Consider the following 20,901-nt stretch of genomic DNA (forward strand, 5'->3'; position numbering starts at 1 on the left):
ATGGACGAAAAACAACATTTTTTTCACATCGTCAGCCAGACTTCTCGAAAGTTTACGAAGAAATTTAATGAACGCGTATCTCCAACTGGGTTATTTAGTGCGCAGTGGGCTGTTATTTTTCGTATTAATCAAACCGGTTCTTGTACACAAACAGAATTATGCCAGTATTTAAATGTTGAATCACCAACGATGACTCGTACGTTGACACGTATGGAAACGATGGGCTGGATTATTCGTACAGAAGGAAAAGATCGCCGTGAGAAGCTTATTTCTTTATCCGAAACAGCTATAAAAATGATTCCAGTATGGCAAGAAGAAGTGGATACCTTCGAAGAAAAGACGCTAGATGGTATTAACGAAGATGACTTACATCAAGCATTTCAAGTGTTACAACAAATTATTAAAAACTTAGATTAAATTGGAGGGATGACGATGCAAAGTGAAAAACTTTGGACGAAGGATTTCCTCGGAACTTGTTTTAGTAGTCTATTTCTCTTTTTAACATTCTATATGCTTATGACTACTTTACCTGTCTATGTAATAGACGGCCTAAAAGGAAAACCTGAGGAAATTGGTTTAGTTGCAACTGTTTTTCTTATTTCTTCTGTTTTATGTAGACCATTTACAGGAAAATGGCTCGATGACTTAGGAAGAAAGAAAATATTATTTATTTCACTTTCATTATTTTTAGCCGCTACTGTTATGTATTTCGGTGCGCAAAGTTTATTTTTATTACTTGCCCTTCGCTTCTTACATGGTATTGGCTTTGGGATGGCGACGACAGCAACTGGTACGATTGTAACTGATGTTGCGCCAGCTCATAGACGAGGCGAAGCACTTGCTTATTTCGGCGTATTTATGAGTCTGCCGATGGTAATTGGTCCTTTTTTAGGTTTAACAATTATTTCTCATTTTTCGTTTACTGTACTATTTATCGTTTGTTCCGTATTTTCATTACTTGCATTTTTATTAGGATTACTTGTAAATATTCCACATGAAGCACCAGTGAAAAAACAAAAACGAGAAAAAATGAAGTGGAAAGATTTAATTGAACCATCTTCTATTCCAATCGCTCTGACAGGATTTGTTTTAGCCTTTTCTTATAGTGGTATTTTATCCTTTATTCCTATATATGCGAAAGAGCTCGGTTTAGCCGATATTGCAAGTTATTTCTTCATTGTATACGCACTTGTTGTTGTAATTTCTCGTCCATTTACAGGAAAGATTTTTGACCGCTACGGCGAAAACGTACTTGTTTATCCAGCTATTATTATTTTCACAATTGGGATGTTCGCATTAAGTCAAGCGCAAACTCCATTTTGGTTCCTAAGCGCAGGTGTATTAATCGGTTTAGGTTATGGAACATTAATTCCAAGTTTCCAAACGATTGCAATTTCTGCGGCGCCAAATCATCGACGTGGTTCTGCGACAGCTACGTACTTCTCATTCTTTGATAGTGGTATTGGTTTTGGTTCTTTCATTTTAGGTATCGTCGCAGCGAAATCAAGTTATCATAATATGTATTTTATCGCAGCTATTATCGTTGCGTTCACTTTACTTCTATATTATGGATTACACGGTCGAAAACAAAAATTCAAGAAACAACGTACAGACGGACAAATTTCCGCTTAACGTTAATAAGGAAAGTAAACTTCCCCGTTTACTTTCCTTATTTTGTATTTCTTTCAAGACGAGCGTATACTTATAGTAGCAAATAAAGGAGGGACCTATATGAAACTAAAAAAATCTCCCCTACTCTTACTTATACTAACATGCATATTTGTAATTACAGGGCTTGGTTTTACATACTTCAAACATAATAAAACAACCCCATCAAAAAATAACGTGACAAAGGAGAATTGGTTAGATGACCCTTACTTACGTTGGTCGTACACACATATGAAAGAATTCACTTTAATTAATGAAGTCAAAAACAACCCCGACCAAGTGGCTCACTTCCCTACTGCGTTACAAAAATTAGATGATTTTGCTGTGGAGCGTGGATTTGGAACTACGACTCCTTTAAGAAAACTTTTAGACGATAACAAAACAGATGCTTTTGTCGTTGTACATAATGGGCAACTTGTATATGAACGATATTTCAATGGATATAACGAGAGTGAACCGCATGGTATGGCTTCATTAGCAAAGGTCTTTACTGGGGTAATGATACAATCTCTCGCTAAAGAAAATCGTATCGATTTAGAGAAAACAGCTGACACTTATATAAAAGAATTAAACAATACACCGTTCGGTAAAGCGACACTTCAGCAATTAATGGACATGCAAGTTTCTGTAGAGTACCCTACTCATGGATATGAACATCCAGCGTTAGAAAATCAAGATGCACAACTATATTTAGCGAGCAATATTTTACCCCGAGGTAAAAACTACAACGGTCCGATGAAAATTTATGATATGTTACGAGAAGCAGAAGAAACTGCACCACCTGGTTCCGGTTTTTCTTACGATAACGGATCAGCGGAAACACTCGCTTGGGTTATTCGAACTATCACTGGTAAATCATTAGCTGAAAATGTTAGCGAACGAATATGGTCTCAAATTGGTATGGAAGAAAATGCGTATTACGTTACAGACGAAACAAAGGTAGAACAAGCAAGCGCTGGTTTAAATGCAACTACTAGAGATATGGCAAGATTCGGTCAACTACTATTAAATAACGGGGAATATAACGGAAAACAAATCATCCCTTCCTCCATTACAGAAAGTGTGGAAAATGTACAAGAAGGTGAACTCGCAATTGGCAATGGCGCTTCTATTTCTTATCATAATCAATGGTGGATTCCGCACAATGAACAAGGTGCTTTCGAAGTGTTAGGCAGTTACGGACAAACGCTTTATATCGATCCGAAAGCAAATATGGTAATCGTCCACTTCTCTTCTAATGCTACACCTAGTAATGAAATACATTCGGTTTATTCCGATATGTATGTTGATATTGCCCATCATTTGGAGAAGCTTTCACAGTAGTGGAAGCAGGAGTTTAAGCCTTACATGAATGACTATTTGGTTGAACAATCGATCTATTGTGCTGAAACGTCAATATAGTAAAAAAGGATCTCTCTTTATCAAGAGAGATCCTTTTTTTACTTCTTCTTCTTTTCTGTCGGTTGGCTTTGTTTAGCGAAATTAGATGAATCATCGAAATTTGGTTGCTTTTTACCAGCATTATTACTTCTACCTTTTCCCATATGTAATGCACCTCCCTCCTCCTTACTATTCCCAATAAAAAAATCCTCTTGCATCCAAGAGGATTTTTTGTTGTGCTATTATTAATAATGCTCAACTGTTACCGCAGTACTTCCAACACCGTCCTATCATAACTTTTAACCATGGTGTTGATCGTGGCCATCAGGCCTATGATTATCTATCCGTCTTGGCGTTTTCCTTTAAACGATACCCTAATCTTCGATCGCTTGGTAGGCCGTGGTCCAGAAGTCTTGGATAAGATGCGATGGGGCTGGAGTGGACATCCCAACCTGTGTGAACAGAATTCCAATAAACTGTTTATCTGGATCAGCGTAAGCTGAAGTGCCGGTTCCGCCATCCCAGCCGAATTGACCGATAGACGCGTAGTCTCCAAGATAGGTACGCACCGCCATCCCAAAGCCCCAGCCACCTTGGATCCCTTGTCCGAACGACAAATGGATGTTATTTTTGGCCAAATCGTCTCGGTATACTTGTTGTTCAGGAGTAAGACGGTTGGTGGTCATCAGCTGGACTGCGGGCCTAGACAGGATCCGTTTAGTACCGTGCATCCCTTTATTCAAAAGCATCTGCAAATACGCGTGATAATCGTCGACGGTTCCAAGCAGTCCACCACCGCCTGCTTGGAATGCTGGAGGTTTGCTGTAACGTCCGCCCACACCTTCATCCCACACGATGAATTCACCTGTCTGCGGATCGGGGTTGAAGGCTGGTGGAAGCCGGTCAATCTTGAGCTCAGGTACGTAGAATCCAGTGTCCTTCATTCCTAGCGGATCGAATATGCGTTCGTGCAAGAACGACTCGAACGTCTGACCCGTGACCCTGGCAACAAGAACGCCGATTACTTCTAAACTGATATGATACTGCCACCGCTCTCCGGGCTGATAGCTTAGCGGAAGTGCACCTAGGCGACGCATAAACTCATCTGGATCGGGCATATCCTGCCCTGGCGTGTCGAATATCCCACTCTCGAAGAACGCGTTCATGATGGGAGAACCCATCAACGTGAGATCCACTCCGAGCCCGAATGTGGAGGTCAACAAGTCTCGTACAGTGATAGGACGCCGTGCTGGGACGGTCTCTTCTAGTGGGCCATCGGGCTGTTTCAACACTTGCCGGTCGGCGAGTTCCGGTAGCCATTTGTCTACTGGGTCGTCTAAATGCAGTTTGCACTCATCGAGCAAAACCATTACTGGTGAAACTGCGATTGGCTTGCTAGTGGACGCCAATCGAAAAATCGTGTCCCGACGCATTGATGCACCGCCATCATGCCTCATTGTTCCAAGCGCTTCGACGTGCGTCTCGCCGTTTCGGCTGACTAAGGCGACGAGCCCAGGAATCTTTCCAGAATCGACATGCCGCGCCAATACATTGCGCATTTTGCGCAATCCTGTTTCAGAAAAGCCCTTATTGTTTTGTCCCATTTTGTTCTCCTTTAGTTTAGATTGAGATTTCTAATACATATTGACAATCAATTATTAGTTCTTCAAATAGAAAAATTCCCCTTTTTAATAATTTCGACAAAATGCATTTATATACATGGAGGCACCATGCATCACTATCAACCTAAGATAGGCTACATTTATGGGGATTTAATAATGGAGAATGCAATCATTAAAAACATTGATACATCCATTTAAAAATATGATTACAAGATTTGCGAATTGATTATGATACATCTAAAAACACCGATATACTTTCAAAAAAGTAAAAAAGCGCCCTGTACACAGGGCGCTTTGCTCCAACCTAATGACTAATATTAGCAGTTGGGTATAATGTCGTTCCTCCAATTGAAACCTTTATTTCATTTGTTAAAGGAACATTTTGCTCATTAATAATTGTTCTCCACCATTCCCATGCAAGACCTGTACATTCTCTCGCTACGACTTTTACATTTTTTGAATTCGGTGGAAGTGGTATAACTGTAGAAAAGTGAGCAGTTTTATCTCTGCCGCTTCCTTCCCAAGTTTTATGTGTTAGTACTTCTTTCCCATTTTGATCATATGAGAATTCATCCCAAGATACATCAAATTGAGCAACATATGCACCGTAATGATCAAGCGTCATTTTCGCACTTGAATATTCTGTAGTTGTAGTCTCAACATAATCTGTATTGTTATGAACAGCAGCAGTTGCATTATCTTTTAAGAAAGTGCTCGTATATGAAATTGGGTATGCTGGATTTTTTTTACTTAACTCTGCATTATCTTTAATGATATTTCGGATTTCATTAAAATCTTTTGTAACAACCTTGTTATGCTCTTTTGCATCTCCGCCTAATACTACAGCGGTAAAGGTACTTTCTTCAAAAATATCTTTGTACTGTCCACTCGTTTCGACGCTGTTATTTTTAAGTAACGCTTTAAAAGCAGCTTGTACATCTTTGCTCTTAGATGTTGTTTCTAATTTCACATAAATGGTTCTGCCATAGGCTACATTTGACACCATAACAGGCGGAGCCGCATTACTTATCCCTTTACGAGTTAACTCACCGAAAGTAACACTATTATCAAAAAGATCTGATGGATTGTTAGGTAGTTCAGCACTTACGGTATAAAATATTTGCTTATATGCCGCAACCATCACTTTTTTCTCTCCATTTGCAACTGCATTAAAGTCAATGTTTAGACTGTTATCAAGATATTTAGCGTTGACATTAAGAGCACTTGCGATTTGTGATTTACTATACACCATGGACTCTGTATACTGCATTCTTGCAGGTAACGAATGTGTTGATGCATACTTCTCATTCCAAGTAGATACTAAATCATCTACTGCTCCAGACACATTACCATATGTCGGATTCTGGACAGATATCGTATTTTCTTTCCTCATTCCAGGTAAGTCTATACTAATATTTAAAGGTTTTCTCTTAGCCACTAATAAACTAGGTTGATTATCGGCAAAAGCTTTATTTGCAAGTTGTACTGCTCCTGGATACGTACGATTAGCTACAGAATCAATAATCGAAATATCGACCGGTGACGTTGTAAGTGATTTTTTTTCACGCTCAACTACTACAAATTTACCATTTGAATTGATACTTTCTTTCGGAACAAAACTCTCTACTTTATCACCATTTACTGCTAAAATATCTCTACTATCATACTTTAAATTTGCTATACCATTATTAATGTCACTAGCATTTTTTACTGCATCAGTTGCATTACCTGTTTGCGTTTCCGCGAAAGAAATAGATGAATAATGAATAGTGCATAAACTAACTAACACACATGCTAGGAATTTTATTTTTTTATTACTTTTCTTAATTTTCAGAAAAATCACCCCGTTCTTTTTTTATATTAAATATGATAATGATTGCTAATTAATAAACTTACATAAATGCTTTTAAAAGTTCTTGAACTAACGGAATTACCCCACCTAAAAATTTCAAAACTGCCATTGCGATTTCCATATTGCTTCCTCCTCTTTGTTGTATTAAAGATGTGTTGAATATTTATGTCTTCATTATAATAAGCTTTTACATTTGCATCAATTCATTTTTATATGCAATATTACATATTGGAGGAAGAACATTTTTTTACTAGATTGATGATGGAATAGAACCATATGCCCATCACCCTGAAGTTTTGGTGTCCCCCACAACGATAAAAACAAATCACTTCATGTGACACCTAAATCCAACGTTAAGATTAGTGCACAATTTAATAGAACTTGGAGATAATAGTGTCTAGTATTCAGCAAATGATTTTGAAACAAACAGACGCACAATATTAGCCATTGTGGGATAAACAGCATAAGTGAATCACTTTATTTTGAAGTTCCTCTAGTTATGCTCCCTTTAATAAATGATCAGCACACAATCGCTGGACGAGTATACGAACTTGGTGCAGGGTTTATGTTACATATTCAGCAATTATCGGCCGAGGATTTAAAACATGCCGTCAATGGGGTGTTGCAGAGCCCTTTTTAACTAAGGTGCTAGTCTGACAAATTCATCTATAAATTCCATAATCAAAGCATAAATGATAAGACTTATAGGTAATACATTTACAACTAAAGCGAAAATTCTTTTACTTAATTTCTCTGTGCTGAACATTGAAAGAATGCTTACAGGTACATTAAATATAGAAAGATAGAATGTGAGTAATACTAACATTCTTATCATATAATTCCCACTATCGTCTACACTACTTAATAAATTGTAAATTGGTAAGATAATAATCGTAGCAATCGCTGGCAAAGAGGATATTTTAGTAAATACATTCAAATTTCTCCTTACCAATCCTTTCACCTCTCTTTTATATTCATTACAATGCTCCTATAAGTTCATTCATTTTTTTACAGGTAGAAATAAGCATTTGCTCCATTCGTTCCTCTTATATTGAAAGGCATGTAGTACTCCCCCTCTTAAAAATATTTCAAATCAAAATGAAAAAACGTTTTGAAATATAAATTCAATCTATCAATACATTACAACAAAAATCTATAAATATCAGAATTTTCTATTTATTAAAGGTTATCCTCCAAACAACCTCGAACATTGTAAGAAACATACATAAGGAGGTTGATCTATTTTGTTTCGTTCCTTTACAAATGGTTGCGTCGCCTTAGTGCAACGTTTCTTGCCAGAACCGTTTATTTTATCATGTTTATTAACTGTTTTTGTTATCTTCTTCGGCATGTTTGCAACTCACCAAACACCGGTCGAAATGATTAATCATTGGGGTAATGGGATTTGGGGACTTCTCGCCTTTTCTATGCAAATGGCACTAGTACTTGTCACTGGATCTGCTTTAGCGAACGCTCCTCTTATTAAAAAGGGGTTAACGAAAGCTGCCAGGCTACCGAAAACGAATGGCCAAGGTATTATTGCCATTTCAATTGTAAGTTTACTTGGTGCATACATAAACTGGGGATTTGGTATTGTTGTATCTGTTTTATATGCAAAAGAAGTTGCAAGACAACTTGAAGGATTAGATTACAGATTAGCAATTGCTTCTTCTTACTCTGGATTTCTCATTTGGCATGCGGGTCTTTCCGCTTCTATCCCTCTTACGTTAGCTACGGGCGGTGAAACGTTAATTAAAACGACAGCTGGAAGTATTAAAGAAGCGATTCCAATAACAGAAACGTTATTCTCACCATACGCTCTCGTTCCAGTTATTATCTTTCTCATTACGATGCCACTCATTAACAGGGCAATGCATCCCGATGAAAAACATACGGTAACAGTAGATCCTAGCGTATTTCATGAAGAAGCTGCTGCTATAGAAGTAGAGCCAAAAACAGTCGCTGAAAAAATGGAAAATAGCATCATTATTACACTTTGCGTTGGGTTATTAGGTCTCATTTATATTTTCAATTACTTTTATACGAAAGGTTTTAACCTTACACTCGATATCGTTATTTTTATATTATTAATTGCTGGTCTTATTTTTCACCGGACTCCGATTCAATATATTCGCGCTTTTTCAGACTCTACAAAAAGTGCTTCTGGCATTCTACTTCAGTTTCCGTTTTACGCAGGAATTATGGGTATGATGATTGGAGTAAATAGTGAAGGACTTTCTCTTGGAGGAGCTATTTCTAATTTCTTTATTAGTATTTCAAACGAAACGACTTTCCCACTCTTTACTTTTTTAAGTGCTGGCATCGTTAATATTTTTGTTCCATCTGGTGGCGGTCAATGGGCTGTACAAGCACCCATTATGATTCCAGCTGGTGCTGAACTTGGTGTACCTGCTGCAAAAACAGCGATGGCAATTGCGTGGGGCGATGCTTGGACGAATTTAATTCAACCTTTCTGGGCATTACCAGCGTTAGCGATAGCTGGTTTAGGTGCTCGTGATATTATGGGATTTTGCGTTGTGAACTTACTATATGCAGGTTTTATCATTAGTTTATGCTTCTTATTTATTTAAACGAAAAGCTAGTTTTATACTAGCTTTTTTACATAATAAATCACTTATTTCCCATGCAATTTACAATCGTTTCCCACTCTATATCGGTAAGATGTAATGCCTCAAATGCAAAAAAATCTTCACATATCTTTTCAATCAGATATGGATTTTCCCTCAAGAAATTCCACTGTAACGCTTTAGGAAGAAAATACGTTTCATACTCTTTACTTCCTCTTACTACCTCATCGACTTCTCTTTCACAAATCCCTCTTATTAAATAATCATTTCTTAATTGGATCTTCATTTGTTGAAACGTTTCACTATATTTCTTTAATTGGATTAAGCAATTAATATAGGTACGAAAAAGTTCGTTATCATACTGACAACAATTTATAATACGATCAATTTCATTCATAATGTACGAGCCTTTTCTTCTATTTGTAATAACCACTTTTCCCGCTTCTCTCGTTTACTCGTTTTCACAGATTGAAAAACAGATCGTTTTATATCGCGAATGCCGCAAAAACGTAACACACCTCTCTTCATCATAATCCAATCTGCTGATCGATATAATAGGGCGACGTACCATAACGGTGAATCTAACGTATTAATTACCCACGCCTTCTTTCCTTTCAATAAGCCCTTCGGCAAGGCACCTTCATATTTATAAGCAAATCCAGCTACGAAAATGCGATCAATAAACCCTTTTAAAATAGCAGGCATCCCCCACCACCATATCGGATATATGAATAAAAGAGTATCTGCTTCTGCCACTAACGTTCTGTACCAAGCTGTTTCTTCTTCATTTACTAAATCACGCCTTTTCTTCTCTTCATTAAATACGAGCACCGGATCAAATTGTTCCTTATATAAATCAAGTACTGTAACAGAATGATTTGTCCCCTGTAGTCCTTTTTGCACATGCTCTAAAATCGCCTCGTTAAAAATGGAAGGATTAGGATGAGCGTATATAATTAATACGTTCATTACAAAACAACTCCCTCTATAGTTAAAGTTTCCCCTTCTTTAACATCTTCTCTACAATTTGTACGTTTTTCGAACTTTGTAATAAACGGTTTAATACGGTAAGTAACTCTTCCTTGTCTAAATCTTTCAGTTTCTCTTTCACCTTACGCTCACCAGCACCTTGAATATCATAAACAACTGCCGCCATATGCTTGCAAAGATTCTCATAAGGACACTCGCAGCTACTTTCTGTAAAATCTTCAAGATCAATAATCACTTCATAATTTCCTGCATTTCCAGTAACGAAAGCAATTACTTTCTTGTCTTGTATTTCAACATCTTCTACATGTCCATCTTCATAATATTCATATCCCTTATCTATAATGTACTTTGGGATCCATTTCGTTATATCTTTTAATAAGTAAGTGTACATATTTGCACCTCTTCCTTTAATTCCCTTTTGACTTCAAAAAACCTGCATGTTATTCTAATAACTGTCAAGTAGCGAGTCTACGTGACAAAACGACTGACACCTATTCGGCGGAGGTGTCTCTTTTCATTTGCAGCCGATATGAATTGCCTCTTTCAGGCACATTCAATTTTTGACACTACACACTCAACACCATTCCCTGTATCAGGCTGCATTAGCAGTCTTTTACTCTACATACTTCGCTATTTCAAGAAAAAAAGAGAGACTAGCTCCCTTTTCTCGCCTTATAAAATACCCCTTTTTCAGTATAGAGATATTCATCATCAGCTAATGTAATTTTCCCATCCAGTTTGAGTTCATCTAATAGTCTTGATAAATAAAATTGATGTAACATTTTTTTCGTGAATTTTCCTTCATGATGCGAAACGATATGTTCTTGAATATCTAACAATGATATTGGCTTATCTTGCTCTATCATATATTCATAAACTGTACTACGCAGTTTTACGTATTTTTCGAGTGTCACAGTAATCCGCAACCCCTTTCTTCTTAATATAAATTTTCGTAATCGGTTTTTTTGCAACAAAAAAACCTCTCCGATAAGAAGAAGTTACGTATATATCTTCGTCTTATCTCCCAGAACAAATATGTTCTGCTGGAATTAGCACCTGCATCGCGGTTGCTGGGTTTCATCGGGCCAGTCCCTCCACCTCTCTGGATAAGAAAATATTCACTTAAATCTTACTATACGTAATTTCATTTCAATTGTCAAACAAATACAACAAATTATATTTTCTTTCTTCCTGTTCATACTATACATATATGAATATGCAAGGAGGATTATGAAATGCACGAAAATGCTCGCGGATATGTACAAGATTCTTTTCAATCATTACAAGAAGCAAAACATTGTTTAGAAGAAGCATTACAGACTGTCGAAAAAGATTTTAATCGTGCTCGTATTGAGCAATCTCTTTATGCGATCGAACAAGCTATTCAACGCTGTGATTACACGGTTCACATTTTAGAACAAGATTGAAAAAAACTTCCCATCATAAGGTGGGAAGTTTTTTCAAATGGCATACTTCATAATTATTGCCGTTATGATTAAAAAATATACAGAATTAACAATTTCTAAAATCCCTACTTTTATGATAGAAATTTTTTTGCCATACAACATAATTGCTCGAATGACACTTGGTATAAAAATAAGAGAGCACCATGGATTGATAGCAAATATAATTATCGTTAATACGATATGATAACCCCATGATATAATACGATACTTCGGATTATTTTTTTCACGAATCATTGTCTTCACATAAAACGTACTTCCTAAAAAATATAAAAATGAAATAAGCGCAATAAATAAAGCTGTTTTATCTATGAGTTTCATTGAAAAATAATAACTAACTAAACCACCTATACAGAAAACGATGATTGCGCAAATGTCATTTAGCAGTGCTCTTTCATTCTTTTGACGAGCGTAATACATATTTACTATAAATAATGGAATCATTGCTGCTACGAATAAAAGAACTCGCCATTCATATAATAGAGAAATCATCCCAAATACGAACGCAATAATAAAATATACAATTGCTGCATGTAAAAACTCTTTTTTTCGTTTTTGTTTTATGTATATGAGAAATGGATACGTAGCTAAATAGATAAAGAACCAAGCTAAAAACAATGGAATATGATAAAAAGTAGGTTTCCCAAGTATGACACTTAATAGAAATGGGATAACAAGCATGGCCCATGCACCATGTTGCTTCGGAATAACTAACTTCATTAACTATACACCTCCCTCTTGAAAGAAGTTCTCACCTACTATTATACAAATAATTTTATATAATAACGGATGTATATTGGATCTATTTTTTGACAATAAAAAATGCTTCTTACAATATGTAAGAAGCATGAAAGAGGCAAACGAATATGTAAGTCGCGACCCTACCTTATATAAGTATGCTTTTCTATGTCATGTTATGCTCATCTAATATACCGTATTTCTTTTTAAACCTTGTGAGAATCGTAATCCACGAAGTACTAAATAGTAGTAGGAAAATAACATTTGAAATCGCATGACTTAAGTCAAAGTAAAAACTCGCGACATAGTACGCAATGACGGTTTCCCACGTTGCTTCTCGTATAAAACCGAGAAGTCCCCAGAAGTTCATAATCCAACCAAATAAAAATCCAACAATTAATCCGTATAGGAGTCTTCCCCATAGCTTTTTCATGAAAAATGTATTACGTAATAGTCCAGCTATAAAACCAATCATACCCCACGAAAACATTTGCCACGGTGTCCACGGACCTTGTCCTAAAAAAATGTTCGATACGATAGCGGCTGTTGCCCCGATCATAAAACCAGTTTCACTCCCAAACACGATTGCAGAAACGATAATGACAAAGGAAGTTGGTTGTACACTTGGTAAAATAGAAAATGGTACGCGGCTAACCGCAGCAATTGCTGCTAACACGGCAACGAGAACAATTTCACGTGAAACAAACGCCTTCCTTTCAAAACGGATATAGAAAGGTAACATAATAACAGCTAATAAAAACAAACTACTTACCATGTAATAGCCGTCCATGAGGAGTGTAGTAAAGAGTAATGTGCCTATTATAAACGCAAAAATACATATTATGAATGCAATATATCGTTTGGACACGCTTCGTACACATCCTCCCACGTTAATGCATATGGCAATTCTTTTCGAATGAATCGATTAATAGATGTTGTATAAAAGAAGTTACCGCTAAAAAATTCTTTCGGTGCATCATTCATAATGACTGTTCCATCAAATAACATCATGCACTGATCAACATATTTCGCTGCGAACTCAATATCATGCGTTGCCATTACAATGGTTGTACCTTCTTTTTGTAATTTCCTAAATAGCTCCCCTACTCTTTCTTTCTTCCATGGGTCTAACCCTTTTGTCGGTTCATCAAGTAGTAATAGCGTTGGTTTTGATAATAACGTTGTACATAATGCAAGTAGTTGTTGCTCTCCCCCGCTACAATCATGTGGATGGCGCTCTTTAAGCGAATGTAACCAAAACTGTTTCAACATATCTTTTGCTATTTCTTTTCCTTGTTCTCCATATAATTCACGAGCACGTTCATAAACTTCTTGCCACACTGTATCAAATGTAAAATGATAATACGGATGCTGTGATACATACCCGATCCTTTTAAATCGTTCTTTCGAATCAATTTTATGTATCACTTTACCATGCCACTTTACTTTCCCTCTTCTCGCTTTTTGCAATCCTGCTAAAATCGTTAACAGTGTAGACTTCCCAGTACCATTTTTCCCAACGAGCGCTACCCATTTTCCTTTTTCAATCGCAACTGTTAAATCTCGTAAAATAAGCGGACTATTTTTTTCATATTGAAAAGAAATATGTTCTGCACTTAACATTACTTCTTGTTTTTCACGTTGTACCATCTGCTCATTCACATATGATATCGCTGAAAAGTCATTCATTTTCATTTGTGCTTCTCGCACTGTAAACGGAATATCTCTCGCATTCCATTCTAAAAACAACCTTGGAATTTGCGGAATAAATGGACGGAAGTTTTCTACTTTCCACATTTTCGCTATAACTGTTTTAGGACTACCATCATAAACAATTCGGCCGTTATCCATACAAACAACGCGTGTTGCAAGTGGTATCACTTCATCTAAACGATGTTCACTTAAAATAATCGTAATTCCAAGTTCTTCATTAATACGTTTTAACAATCCTAAAAACTCTTTCGCAGCAATTGGATCTAATTGCGCCGTTGGTTCATCTAATAATAATAGTTTCGGCTGCATAACTAATACCGCAGCTAAATTGACAAGTTGTTTTTGCCCACCAGATAACGTATGAACAGATTGATGCAATAAATCTTGAAATCCTAAGAAGCTAATGAGCTCGGCTATTCGTTTTTGAATAATATGTGATGGTAATCCGATATTTTCTAAAGAAAATGCTAATTCTTGAATCACTGTATCCATTACAAGCTGATTTTCTGGGTTTTGAAATACCATCCCAATTTCTTGGGCAGATAATAAGTCAGGTACTTCCTCTAATAATACATCTTCATAAAACATCTCTCCCGAACGCGTGCCAATTGGAAGTAACTCCTTTTTAAAATGTTTTAATAATGTCGTCTTCCCAGATCCGGATCCTCCAGCTAGCGCTATAAACTCTCCTTTTTGAATAGAAAGAGAAATATGCTGTAACGCTTTTTCATTTTCATCAGTATATACAAATGATAAATTGTTTATTTCTGCATGCGCCACCATATCCATTCCCTTCCTTCCATTATGATTGGTAAACTAATAAACAGCGTAAATGCTACAAACATCATTCCATCGTATTGGTGGAATAGAATAAATTCGACTTTCGGATAAATGATCAATTTTCCTCCGCCATACTTACTACATATGATAGCAGTTATAAATAAAATCATTAAATAACTGAGCGTATACCAATCACGTTTTTCCATTCTATACCGAATATACGTCGTACGTTTCGTTACACCAAATCCACGAGCTTGCATAGAATCTGCCGTTTGAAGTGCATCTTCTAACGAGCAAATTAATAATACTTGCAGTAACTGCATGCCATTTTTCACTCGTTCAACAATTGAACCTGAATCTACCTGCACACCTTTTGTCTTTTGGACGAGTGTTATTTTCTGTAATCGTCTAATAAACAAAGGCACAAACCTCACTGTAATCATCGTTAACAATGCAACTTTCGGTGAAATTCTCGAAAACAAATATAAAAATTTATGACTTGAAATAATATCATTATACGAAGCAAACGTAAACATAATCGCAACTAGTAATAACCCCATTACTAGTCCAAACATAATTGCCTCCAGCTTAATACGGCTATCACCTAACCAAAATAACGTAGTTCGACCTCTATGCGTTAATAACGAATTAAATAAAATTACCATAAAAAAGAATACGATTGTGCTCGGTAACATCTTTCTTATCTTTTCGCTATTCCCTTGTATCACATTTAAAATAACGATTAATAAAATTGCTCCAATTAAAAAAAGAGGATGAAGACACATCATACATAGTATCATCACCCCAATATAATAGAAAAAATTCACAAAAGGATGTAAAGAAGAAAAACTTATTTTCATAGTCCTTTACCGAATGCCTTTCTTATTTTAATACATATACCCACTCAATTGTATCTCCTGGTTTTACTGTAACTACACCAGCACTACGGTTCGGAAATGCACCATTCACACGATATTTCCATCCACTAGTATCGGCAATATCTTTTTCATATAAATCATTAATACCTTTTACATAAATACTATCTTTTGATCCACTTGCATCAACATCTAATCCTGTACGCTGCAACACTTTATAAACAGTATCACCTTCTTGTACATCAACCTTTTTCGCACCTAATAAGTACGCTTCATGTCCTTTTACGGAGATAGTAACTTGTTTTGCTTGTGGTTTAGGTACCGGTACTGGATCTGGTTTTGGTGGTACAGGAGTTGGTACGGGCGGAGTCGGTATCGTTTTATTCTCTTTATTCGGATCTACCTTTTGCTCCTGCTTTGGTGTTTCTTTCGGCTGATTGACAACCTTTGCTTCTTCTTTTACTTCCTGTGCTTTCGGTTGCTGTTGTTTCTCTTCTTGTGCTTTTTGTTGTTCTGGTTGTTTAGTAGCAGATTGCTCCTGAGGTTTCTCTTCTTTCTTTACTTCAGGTTGTTCCTGCGGCTTTTCCTCTTTCGGCTGCTCTGCTACTTTTTGTTCTTGTTTCTCTTCTTGTTGTTTCTGTTCCGGCTCAGCTTGTTTCTCTTCCGGTTTCACTTCTTCTTTCGGTTCTTCTTGTTTTGCTACCTCTTCTTGCTTTGGCTCTACTTTCTTCTCAGGCTTTACAGCCGCCTCTTCACATCCGGCAAGTAGCCCGAGTGAAAGCATTAAAGAAATGAACCACTTCATCTTACTCATGTTCTCTCTCACCTTTCATATAAAAATTAGGAGCAAATCATTGCTCCTAATTTTTGTTAAGCTGCTTTACGTCTCCATAATACATATGCAGAAGCAATACATAATACACCCATACCTACTTCTGTAGCTGTACTATGAGAAGATGCTCCTGTTTTCGGTAGCATGTTTTCATTTTTAACTGGTTTATTATCTACAACAACTTTTACATCTTCATCTTTTGTTTCTTGTTGTATTTGTTTTTGTTCTTTCGGTTCTTCAGTAATTTCTTTTTCTATTACCTTATTTTCTGGCTCTTCAATCGGTTTCGGCTTAATTACTTCATCATCGCCTACATTAGACCAGTCATAAATAGACTTTCCGATTTCTTTAAATTGAACTAACGCTAAAAGAGCTTGCTCTGTAGCCATTCCGTTACCATTTTGATCACTTGGTAACCATTTAAATTCACCATTTGGAAGTTGATATGACAGCAGACTTTGCACTGCCTTATGAAGACGATTTTGATCTACATCTTTAACAAGTGATAATCCAATAATTGCTTGCGCAGTACTATTAGAATTCTCTTGTCCATCAGCAGAAAAACCACCATTTTTTAGCTGTTCGGTATATAAATACGCAACAGCTTTTTGTACAGCTGGTTTCACATCTGATCGATCTTGATAAGGTGCTAACGCGGATAAAACCATACCTGTTACATCGACGCTACTAGCACTATCTTTACTACCTGAACTAGTATAAGTCCAGCCACCATCTGTATGTTGCGTGTTTAAAATTGCATCTACTAAAGCAACTCGATTCCACTTTGCTTCGACTGGAATTTCATATTTATTCGTATCAAAGGCAAGTAACGCAAATGTATAACCTGTAACAGAATTTACTTTATCAGATTCATACAATTTTTGAACTAAGTTATGTCCGCCTACCTTTTTAGGGTCTGCACTCATTGCATTCATCATAATAATCGTTCTAGCTAAATCTGTTGCTGAAAAACGATTTATACGCTTTTCCACTTTTTCTGTTACTGCCTTAACATAATTTAATTGCGCCTCAATTGGTACATTCTTTCCAGAACGAGAAAGCCCTAGAGCTACCCAATCACTCTCTATTCCATCTTGTAACATCTTTTCAGACGTTTTAGAAATTGCTTCGTTTACTTGCGCTGCTGGAACTTGAATGTTCTCTTGCTTTGGTTTTTCTGGTGTTTTTGTTCCATCTGGATTTTCCTGTTTTGGATCATCTGTTTTTGGCTCTTCTGGTTTCTCTTGTTTTGGATCATCCGTCTTTGGTTCTTCTGGTTTCTCTTGTTTTGGATCATCCGTCTTTGGTTCTTCTGGTTTTTCTTGTTTTGGATCATCTGTTTTTGGTTCTTCTACCGTTTTACAAGTACCAAATTTATCTAATGTTTGTTGTAATGTTTCTTGACTCATATTGCTCCAGTCTGAAACAAAACGGAAAACAACAACATCTCCAGATTTTAATTTATAACTATCCGCTCCAACTTCTGCAGATTTATCATTTACATCATACAGCCAGCCACTTGTAGCCCCGGCCATTAGCCCATCAATGCCTTTTACATACGTTCCAAACGACATCGTTTCAGCTTCTACTTTGTCCCCCATGACTTTTTGCAGCAAACTTAAAGCTGTTTCCCCATCTTTAATTTGCTCTTCTTTCGGACATAACATAATGCCATTTTGTGATTCACCAACAATTGCAAGTTTTGCTGTATTTCCTTCAGCAAACGTAATATGTACTGTATTCGCAAAAGAAACAAATACAAGTATAACTGCCATTAACGACGTAAGCAGCCATTTTTTCAACATTGCCATCCCAAAATTTCCTCCCTTACTACTATTCACACAAAAAAAGACCCTTCAAGGGCGTGCAATTGACACTCTTTTTTTGTAAGTGTCGAACAAACTGTGCAACACCTCCTACCCGCATCATTCGCCGCTATATTTGTATAGGAAAAATAATTTTGTTCATGAACGTATCATTGTGATAACATTCACTTTTTTAGGCACGACTTACTTCCATTTAAGTTATCGTAAAACGATAAACCTATACATTCTGTTAATTTTAAATTTCTGTATTATTTTACTATTGACAAAGAATTTTGTCCATGCTTTATCGGATTTATTTTCTAAGAATAGTAACTTACTAACCTTTAACGACGCAAACTTTTTTCACTAATAATGACTCCATCTTCATCCACATAAACATAATCATTTGGCTTCCATTCTACTTGTCCAAATTGCAATGAAATATTTCGTTCTCCTTTCCCTTCTTTTACACTTCTATTTGGCATCGTCCCTAACGCTAAAATACCAATATTAATATTCTTTAGTTCACTAGAATCACGAACATATCCATTTACAATAATTCCTGCCAGCTTTCTTTCCTCTGCAATAGCTGCCAAATTATCACCGAGTAACGCACAATTCGTAGACGCTCCACCATCAACAACTAATACCGTTCCTTCTGGTAATGTTTGTAATCCTTCCTTCACTAGTACATTATCATCCTTCACTTTCACCGTTGCAATTTTCCCGTGGAATTGTTCTTTCTTCCCAAAAGATCGAAAAGACTGGCGACATATTTGTAACTCCTTTTCAAACTCATCACATAGATCCGTAGTTTTCCACATCTTTTTCCCTCTTTTCCTTTTACTTTCTATTTAACATATTCTTGGATTATTTTCGTTTCCCTGTCTAATGTTGCAATAATTTGTATGTGCAGGAAAGGACAGAAAAACTATTGCCTTAAGAAGTCACCTTTATTATAATCTATTTCACAGATAAATTTCAGAATATTAAAAATTAACCAAGTGAAAAAGGAGGGATTTTATGCAATTACAAACTGAGATAAAAAAACAACCTAGTAAACGAAAGTTTAAAATGCCTGACGCGTACGTACTACTATTTTTTATTGCCTTACTTTGTGCCATAGCTACTTATTTCGTTCCTGCTGGAGAATTTAAAAGAGTAACAAACGGGACTGTTACAACGACAATACCAGGAAGTTACCATTCTGTTCCGCAATCACCGGTAGGGTTTGTTTCTTTTTTTACCGCTATTGAAAAAGGAATGACACTTGCTGCTCCTATCATCTTCTTAATTTTATTTACAGGTGGTGCCATTGCCATTCTTGAAAAAACAGGTGCTCTTGACGGTTTAATCTATCATGTGATTAACAAATTTCGGAATCAGCAATTACTTTTCATTTGTATTGTCGCCGCACTCTTTTCTCTTCTCGGAACGACTGGCATTATCGTTAACTCAGTTATCGGCTTTATCCCCATCGGCATCATCGTTGCACGCACATTGAAATGGGACGCTATCGTTGGCGTAGCAATTATTTATTTAGGCACTTATGCTGGTTTTAATGCTACTATATTATCTCCCTCACCTTTAGGTATTTCACAAAAAATCGCAGAACTTCCGATGTTTTCAGGGATTGGGTTACGTACAGCAATCTATATCTCTTTTTTAATTGCTACCATTTTGTATATTAATTGGTATATAAAACGTTTAAAAAAATCGAATAAAGGAAGCATACTCGGCGATAACTGGTTTCCAAGTAATGCTCTTTCAAGAGAGAGAGAAATAGAGAAAACTGAAGTTCCTTGGACAATACGTCACAAATTAATTTTACTCGTCTCAGCTTTATCATTAATTGTATTTTTAATAGGGGCTTTTCGACTACATTGGACAGATGCAGAAATGACCGCTACTTTTATTTTCATCGCAATTACAGCAGGAATAATAGGCGGTATGAAAGCGAACGATATCGCTTCTACTTTTCTAGCAGGCTGCCAAAATCTCATATACGGTGCTTTGATCGTCGGAATGGCTCGCTCTATTTCAGTCATTCTAGAACAAGGCAAATTACTTGATACAATTGTTAATCAACTCGCACAGTCTCTCGAAGGATATAGCCCTGTATTTGGCGTTATCGGTATGTATGTAAGTAGTGCCGCATTACATTTCCTCATTTCATCCGGGACAGGAGAATCTGTTATTTTCATTCCGATATTAGCTCCATTAGCTGATTTCATGCACATTACACGCCAAGTTACAGTACAAGCTGTTATGCTCGGCGAAGGTGTAGTGAACTGCTTAAATCCAACTTCCGGTGTTTTAATGGGCGTTCTCGCAGCTAGCGGCATTTCTTACGGAAAATGGATTCGATTTATGGCTCCTCTTGCATTCATTTGGTTTATCATTGGACTTATTTTTCTTATTATTGGAGTGAATATTGAGTGGGGACCGTACTAAAAGGTTTACAATATACTTAACTTGATGATACAAAAACATCTATTCTATTTTCATCTCCAATCCTATGAAAATTATTGATTCTAGTATAGATGTAAGAAGGGATTGATCATTATGATCAATCCCTTCTTACAAAATATAATA

At 36.5% G+C, this 20,901-nt stretch carries 20 protein-coding genes and 1 riboswitch; of the genes, 7 read left to right on the forward strand and 13 right to left on the reverse strand.

Annotation, left to right across the window (positions count from 1 at the left end; all coding sequences use genetic code 11):
- The 3 genes from F0362_RS16040 to F0362_RS16050 all read left to right on the forward strand — a co-directional run bounded on the left by F0362_RS16040 (position 1) and on the right by F0362_RS16050 (position 2,991).
- Positions 1 to 417, forward strand: coding sequence for a MarR family winged helix-turn-helix transcriptional regulator (locus tag F0362_RS16040; RefSeq protein WP_000343676.1), 417 nt, complete (start codon positions 1 to 3; stop codon positions 415 to 417).
- A 15-nt stretch (positions 418 to 432) separates the two neighbouring features.
- Positions 433 to 1,632, forward strand: coding sequence for an MFS transporter (locus F0362_RS16045; RefSeq protein ID WP_001190323.1), 1,200 nt, complete (start codon positions 433 to 435; stop codon positions 1,630 to 1,632).
- A 99-nt stretch (positions 1,633 to 1,731) separates the two neighbouring features.
- Positions 1,732 to 2,991: a serine hydrolase domain-containing protein gene (locus F0362_RS16050; protein ID WP_000768725.1), complete on the forward strand. Its 1,260-nt coding sequence runs from the start codon at positions 1,732 to 1,734 to the stop codon at positions 2,989 to 2,991.
- Positions 2,992 to 3,422: 431 nt separating this feature from the next.
- Here the strand turns inward: F0362_RS16050 and F0362_RS16055 are convergent, their stop codons facing one another.
- Both F0362_RS16055 and F0362_RS16060 read right to left on the reverse strand, forming a co-directional pair.
- The gene (locus F0362_RS16055) at positions 3,423 to 4,652 is read right to left on the reverse strand and encodes a serine hydrolase domain-containing protein (protein WP_000531373.1); all 1,230 of its coding nucleotides are present in this window, start codon (positions 4,650 to 4,652) and stop codon (positions 3,423 to 3,425) included.
- Between the two features lie 322 nt (positions 4,653 to 4,974).
- Entirely contained in the window at positions 4,975 to 6,513 is a 1,539-nt protein-coding gene (locus F0362_RS16060; RefSeq protein ID WP_149889876.1) for a thiol-activated cytolysin family protein, read from the reverse strand.
- A gap of 508 nt (positions 6,514 to 7,021) precedes the next feature.
- Here F0362_RS16060 and F0362_RS30980 point away from each other — a divergent pair.
- Both F0362_RS30980 and F0362_RS16075 read left to right on the forward strand, forming a co-directional pair.
- Positions 7,022 to 7,162, forward strand: a complete 141-nt coding sequence (locus tag F0362_RS30980; RefSeq protein WP_253265934.1) for a hypothetical protein — start codon at positions 7,022 to 7,024, stop codon at positions 7,160 to 7,162.
- A 604-nt stretch (positions 7,163 to 7,766) separates the two neighbouring features.
- Positions 7,767 to 9,113 carry a short-chain fatty acid transporter gene (locus F0362_RS16075; RefSeq protein WP_000490016.1) on the forward strand — a complete coding sequence of 449 codons (1,347 nt, stop codon included), beginning with the start codon at positions 7,767 to 7,769 and terminating at the stop codon, positions 9,111 to 9,113.
- Between the two features lie 40 nt (positions 9,114 to 9,153).
- Here the strand turns inward: F0362_RS16075 and F0362_RS16080 are convergent, their stop codons facing one another.
- The 4 genes from F0362_RS16080 to F0362_RS16095 all read right to left on the reverse strand — a co-directional run bounded on the left by F0362_RS16080 (position 9,154) and on the right by F0362_RS16095 (position 11,074).
- Positions 9,154 to 9,507 (reverse strand): hypothetical protein, encoded by a 354-nt coding sequence (locus F0362_RS16080; RefSeq protein WP_001002312.1) that lies wholly within the window; start codon positions 9,505 to 9,507, stop codon positions 9,154 to 9,156.
- Positions 9,504 to 10,079, reverse strand: coding sequence for an NAD(P)H-dependent oxidoreductase (locus F0362_RS16085; protein WP_149889877.1), 576 nt, complete (start codon positions 10,077 to 10,079; stop codon positions 9,504 to 9,506). The genes F0362_RS16080 and F0362_RS16085 overlap by 4 nt, the downstream gene beginning before the upstream one ends.
- A gap of 22 nt (positions 10,080 to 10,101) precedes the next feature.
- Positions 10,102 to 10,491 (reverse strand): SWIM zinc finger family protein, encoded by a 390-nt coding sequence (locus F0362_RS16090; protein WP_149889878.1) that lies wholly within the window; start codon positions 10,489 to 10,491, stop codon positions 10,102 to 10,104.
- A 262-nt stretch (positions 10,492 to 10,753) separates the two neighbouring features.
- On the reverse strand, positions 10,754 to 11,074 hold the full coding sequence (locus F0362_RS16095) for a hypothetical protein (protein WP_073990648.1): 321 nt from the start codon (positions 11,072 to 11,074) through the stop codon (positions 10,754 to 10,756).
- A gap of 40 nt (positions 11,075 to 11,114) precedes the next feature.
- A riboswitch (SAM riboswitch) is annotated at positions 11,115 to 11,213 on the reverse strand.
- Between the two features lie 122 nt (positions 11,214 to 11,335).
- On the opposite strand from F0362_RS16095, the gene F0362_RS16100 reads away from it, so the two are divergent.
- Positions 11,336 to 11,527 (forward strand): hypothetical protein, encoded by a 192-nt coding sequence (locus F0362_RS16100; RefSeq protein ID WP_000545000.1) that lies wholly within the window; start codon positions 11,336 to 11,338, stop codon positions 11,525 to 11,527.
- A gap of 33 nt (positions 11,528 to 11,560) precedes the next feature.
- Here the strand turns inward: F0362_RS16100 and F0362_RS16105 are convergent, their stop codons facing one another.
- From F0362_RS16105 to rraA, 7 genes are all read right to left on the reverse strand, one after another.
- The gene (locus F0362_RS16105; protein ID WP_000779958.1) at positions 11,561 to 12,283 is read right to left on the reverse strand and encodes a YwiC-like family protein; all 723 of its coding nucleotides are present in this window, start codon (positions 12,281 to 12,283) and stop codon (positions 11,561 to 11,563) included.
- Positions 12,284 to 12,467: 184 nt separating this feature from the next.
- Positions 12,468 to 13,169 (reverse strand): ECF transporter S component, encoded by a 702-nt coding sequence (locus F0362_RS16110; RefSeq protein WP_002093568.1) that lies wholly within the window; start codon positions 13,167 to 13,169, stop codon positions 12,468 to 12,470.
- Entirely contained in the window at positions 13,142 to 14,803 is a 1,662-nt protein-coding gene (locus F0362_RS16115) for an ABC transporter ATP-binding protein (RefSeq protein ID WP_149889879.1), read from the reverse strand. The genes F0362_RS16110 and F0362_RS16115 overlap by 28 nt, the downstream gene beginning before the upstream one ends.
- Positions 14,776 to 15,654: an energy-coupling factor transporter transmembrane component T gene (locus F0362_RS16120; RefSeq protein ID WP_002093566.1), complete on the reverse strand. Its 879-nt coding sequence runs from the start codon at positions 15,652 to 15,654 to the stop codon at positions 14,776 to 14,778. The genes F0362_RS16115 and F0362_RS16120 overlap by 28 nt, the downstream gene beginning before the upstream one ends.
- A 22-nt stretch (positions 15,655 to 15,676) precedes the next feature.
- Entirely contained in the window at positions 15,677 to 16,483 is an 807-nt protein-coding gene (locus F0362_RS16125) for a DUF4430 domain-containing protein (RefSeq protein ID WP_149889880.1), read from the reverse strand.
- A gap of 56 nt (positions 16,484 to 16,539) precedes the next feature.
- Positions 16,540 to 18,312 (reverse strand): DUF4430 domain-containing protein, encoded by a 1,773-nt coding sequence (locus F0362_RS16130; protein WP_001241039.1) that lies wholly within the window; start codon positions 18,310 to 18,312, stop codon positions 16,540 to 16,542.
- Positions 18,313 to 18,650: 338 nt separating this feature from the next.
- Positions 18,651 to 19,130, reverse strand: coding sequence for a ribonuclease E activity regulator RraA (rraA, locus tag F0362_RS16135; protein ID WP_000266041.1), 480 nt, complete (start codon positions 19,128 to 19,130; stop codon positions 18,651 to 18,653).
- A 199-nt stretch (positions 19,131 to 19,329) separates the two neighbouring features.
- On the opposite strand from rraA, the gene F0362_RS16140 reads away from it, so the two are divergent.
- Positions 19,330 to 20,760, forward strand: a complete 1,431-nt coding sequence (locus F0362_RS16140) for a YfcC family protein (protein WP_001176941.1) — start codon at positions 19,330 to 19,332, stop codon at positions 20,758 to 20,760.
- The last annotated feature ends 141 nt before the right edge of the window (positions 20,761 to 20,901 follow it).

Source organism: Bacillus sp. BS98 (assembly GCF_008432245.1).
Lineage (GTDB): Bacteria > Bacillota > Bacilli > Bacillales > Bacillaceae_G > Bacillus_A > Bacillus_A toyonensis.

Bases quoted from the DNA above. Each gene is read 5' to 3' on its own strand.
- F0362_RS16040 (WP_000343676.1), top strand. From the start codon at position 1: ATGGACGAAAAACAACATTTTTTTCACATCGTCAGCCAGACTTCTCGA.
- F0362_RS16130 (WP_001241039.1), bottom strand. From the start codon at position 18,312: ATGGCAATGTTGAAAAAATGGCTGCTTACGTCGTTAATGGCAGTTATA.
- F0362_RS16140 (WP_001176941.1), top strand. From the start codon at position 19,330: ATGCAATTACAAACTGAGATAAAAAAACAACCTAGTAAACGAAAGTTT.
- F0362_RS16050 (WP_000768725.1), top strand. From the start codon at position 1,732: ATGAAACTAAAAAAATCTCCCCTACTCTTACTTATACTAACATGCATA.
- F0362_RS16115 (WP_149889879.1), bottom strand. From the start codon at position 14,803: ATGGATATGGTGGCGCATGCAGAAATAAACAATTTATCATTTGTATAT.
- F0362_RS16080 (WP_001002312.1), bottom strand. From the start codon at position 9,507: ATGAATGAAATTGATCGTATTATAAATTGTTGTCAGTATGATAACGAA.
- F0362_RS30980 (WP_253265934.1), top strand. From the start codon at position 7,022: ATGCTCCCTTTAATAAATGATCAGCACACAATCGCTGGACGAGTATAC.
- rraA (WP_000266041.1), bottom strand. From the start codon at position 19,130: ATGTGGAAAACTACGGATCTATGTGATGAGTTTGAAAAGGAGTTACAA.
- F0362_RS16090 (WP_149889878.1), bottom strand. From the start codon at position 10,491: ATGTACACTTACTTATTAAAAGATATAACGAAATGGATCCCAAAGTAC.
- F0362_RS16085 (WP_149889877.1), bottom strand. From the start codon at position 10,079: ATGAACGTATTAATTATATACGCTCATCCTAATCCTTCCATTTTTAAC.
- F0362_RS16125 (WP_149889880.1), bottom strand. From the start codon at position 16,483: ATGAGTAAGATGAAGTGGTTCATTTCTTTAATGCTTTCACTCGGGCTA.
- F0362_RS16055 (WP_000531373.1), bottom strand. From the start codon at position 4,652: ATGGGACAAAACAATAAGGGCTTTTCTGAAACAGGATTGCGCAAAATG.
- F0362_RS16045 (WP_001190323.1), top strand. From the start codon at position 433: ATGCAAAGTGAAAAACTTTGGACGAAGGATTTCCTCGGAACTTGTTTT.
- F0362_RS16105 (WP_000779958.1), bottom strand. From the start codon at position 12,283: ATGAAGTTAGTTATTCCGAAGCAACATGGTGCATGGGCCATGCTTGTT.
- F0362_RS16120 (WP_002093566.1), bottom strand. From the start codon at position 15,654: ATGAAAATAAGTTTTTCTTCTTTACATCCTTTTGTGAATTTTTTCTAT.
- F0362_RS16100 (WP_000545000.1), top strand. From the start codon at position 11,336: ATGCACGAAAATGCTCGCGGATATGTACAAGATTCTTTTCAATCATTA.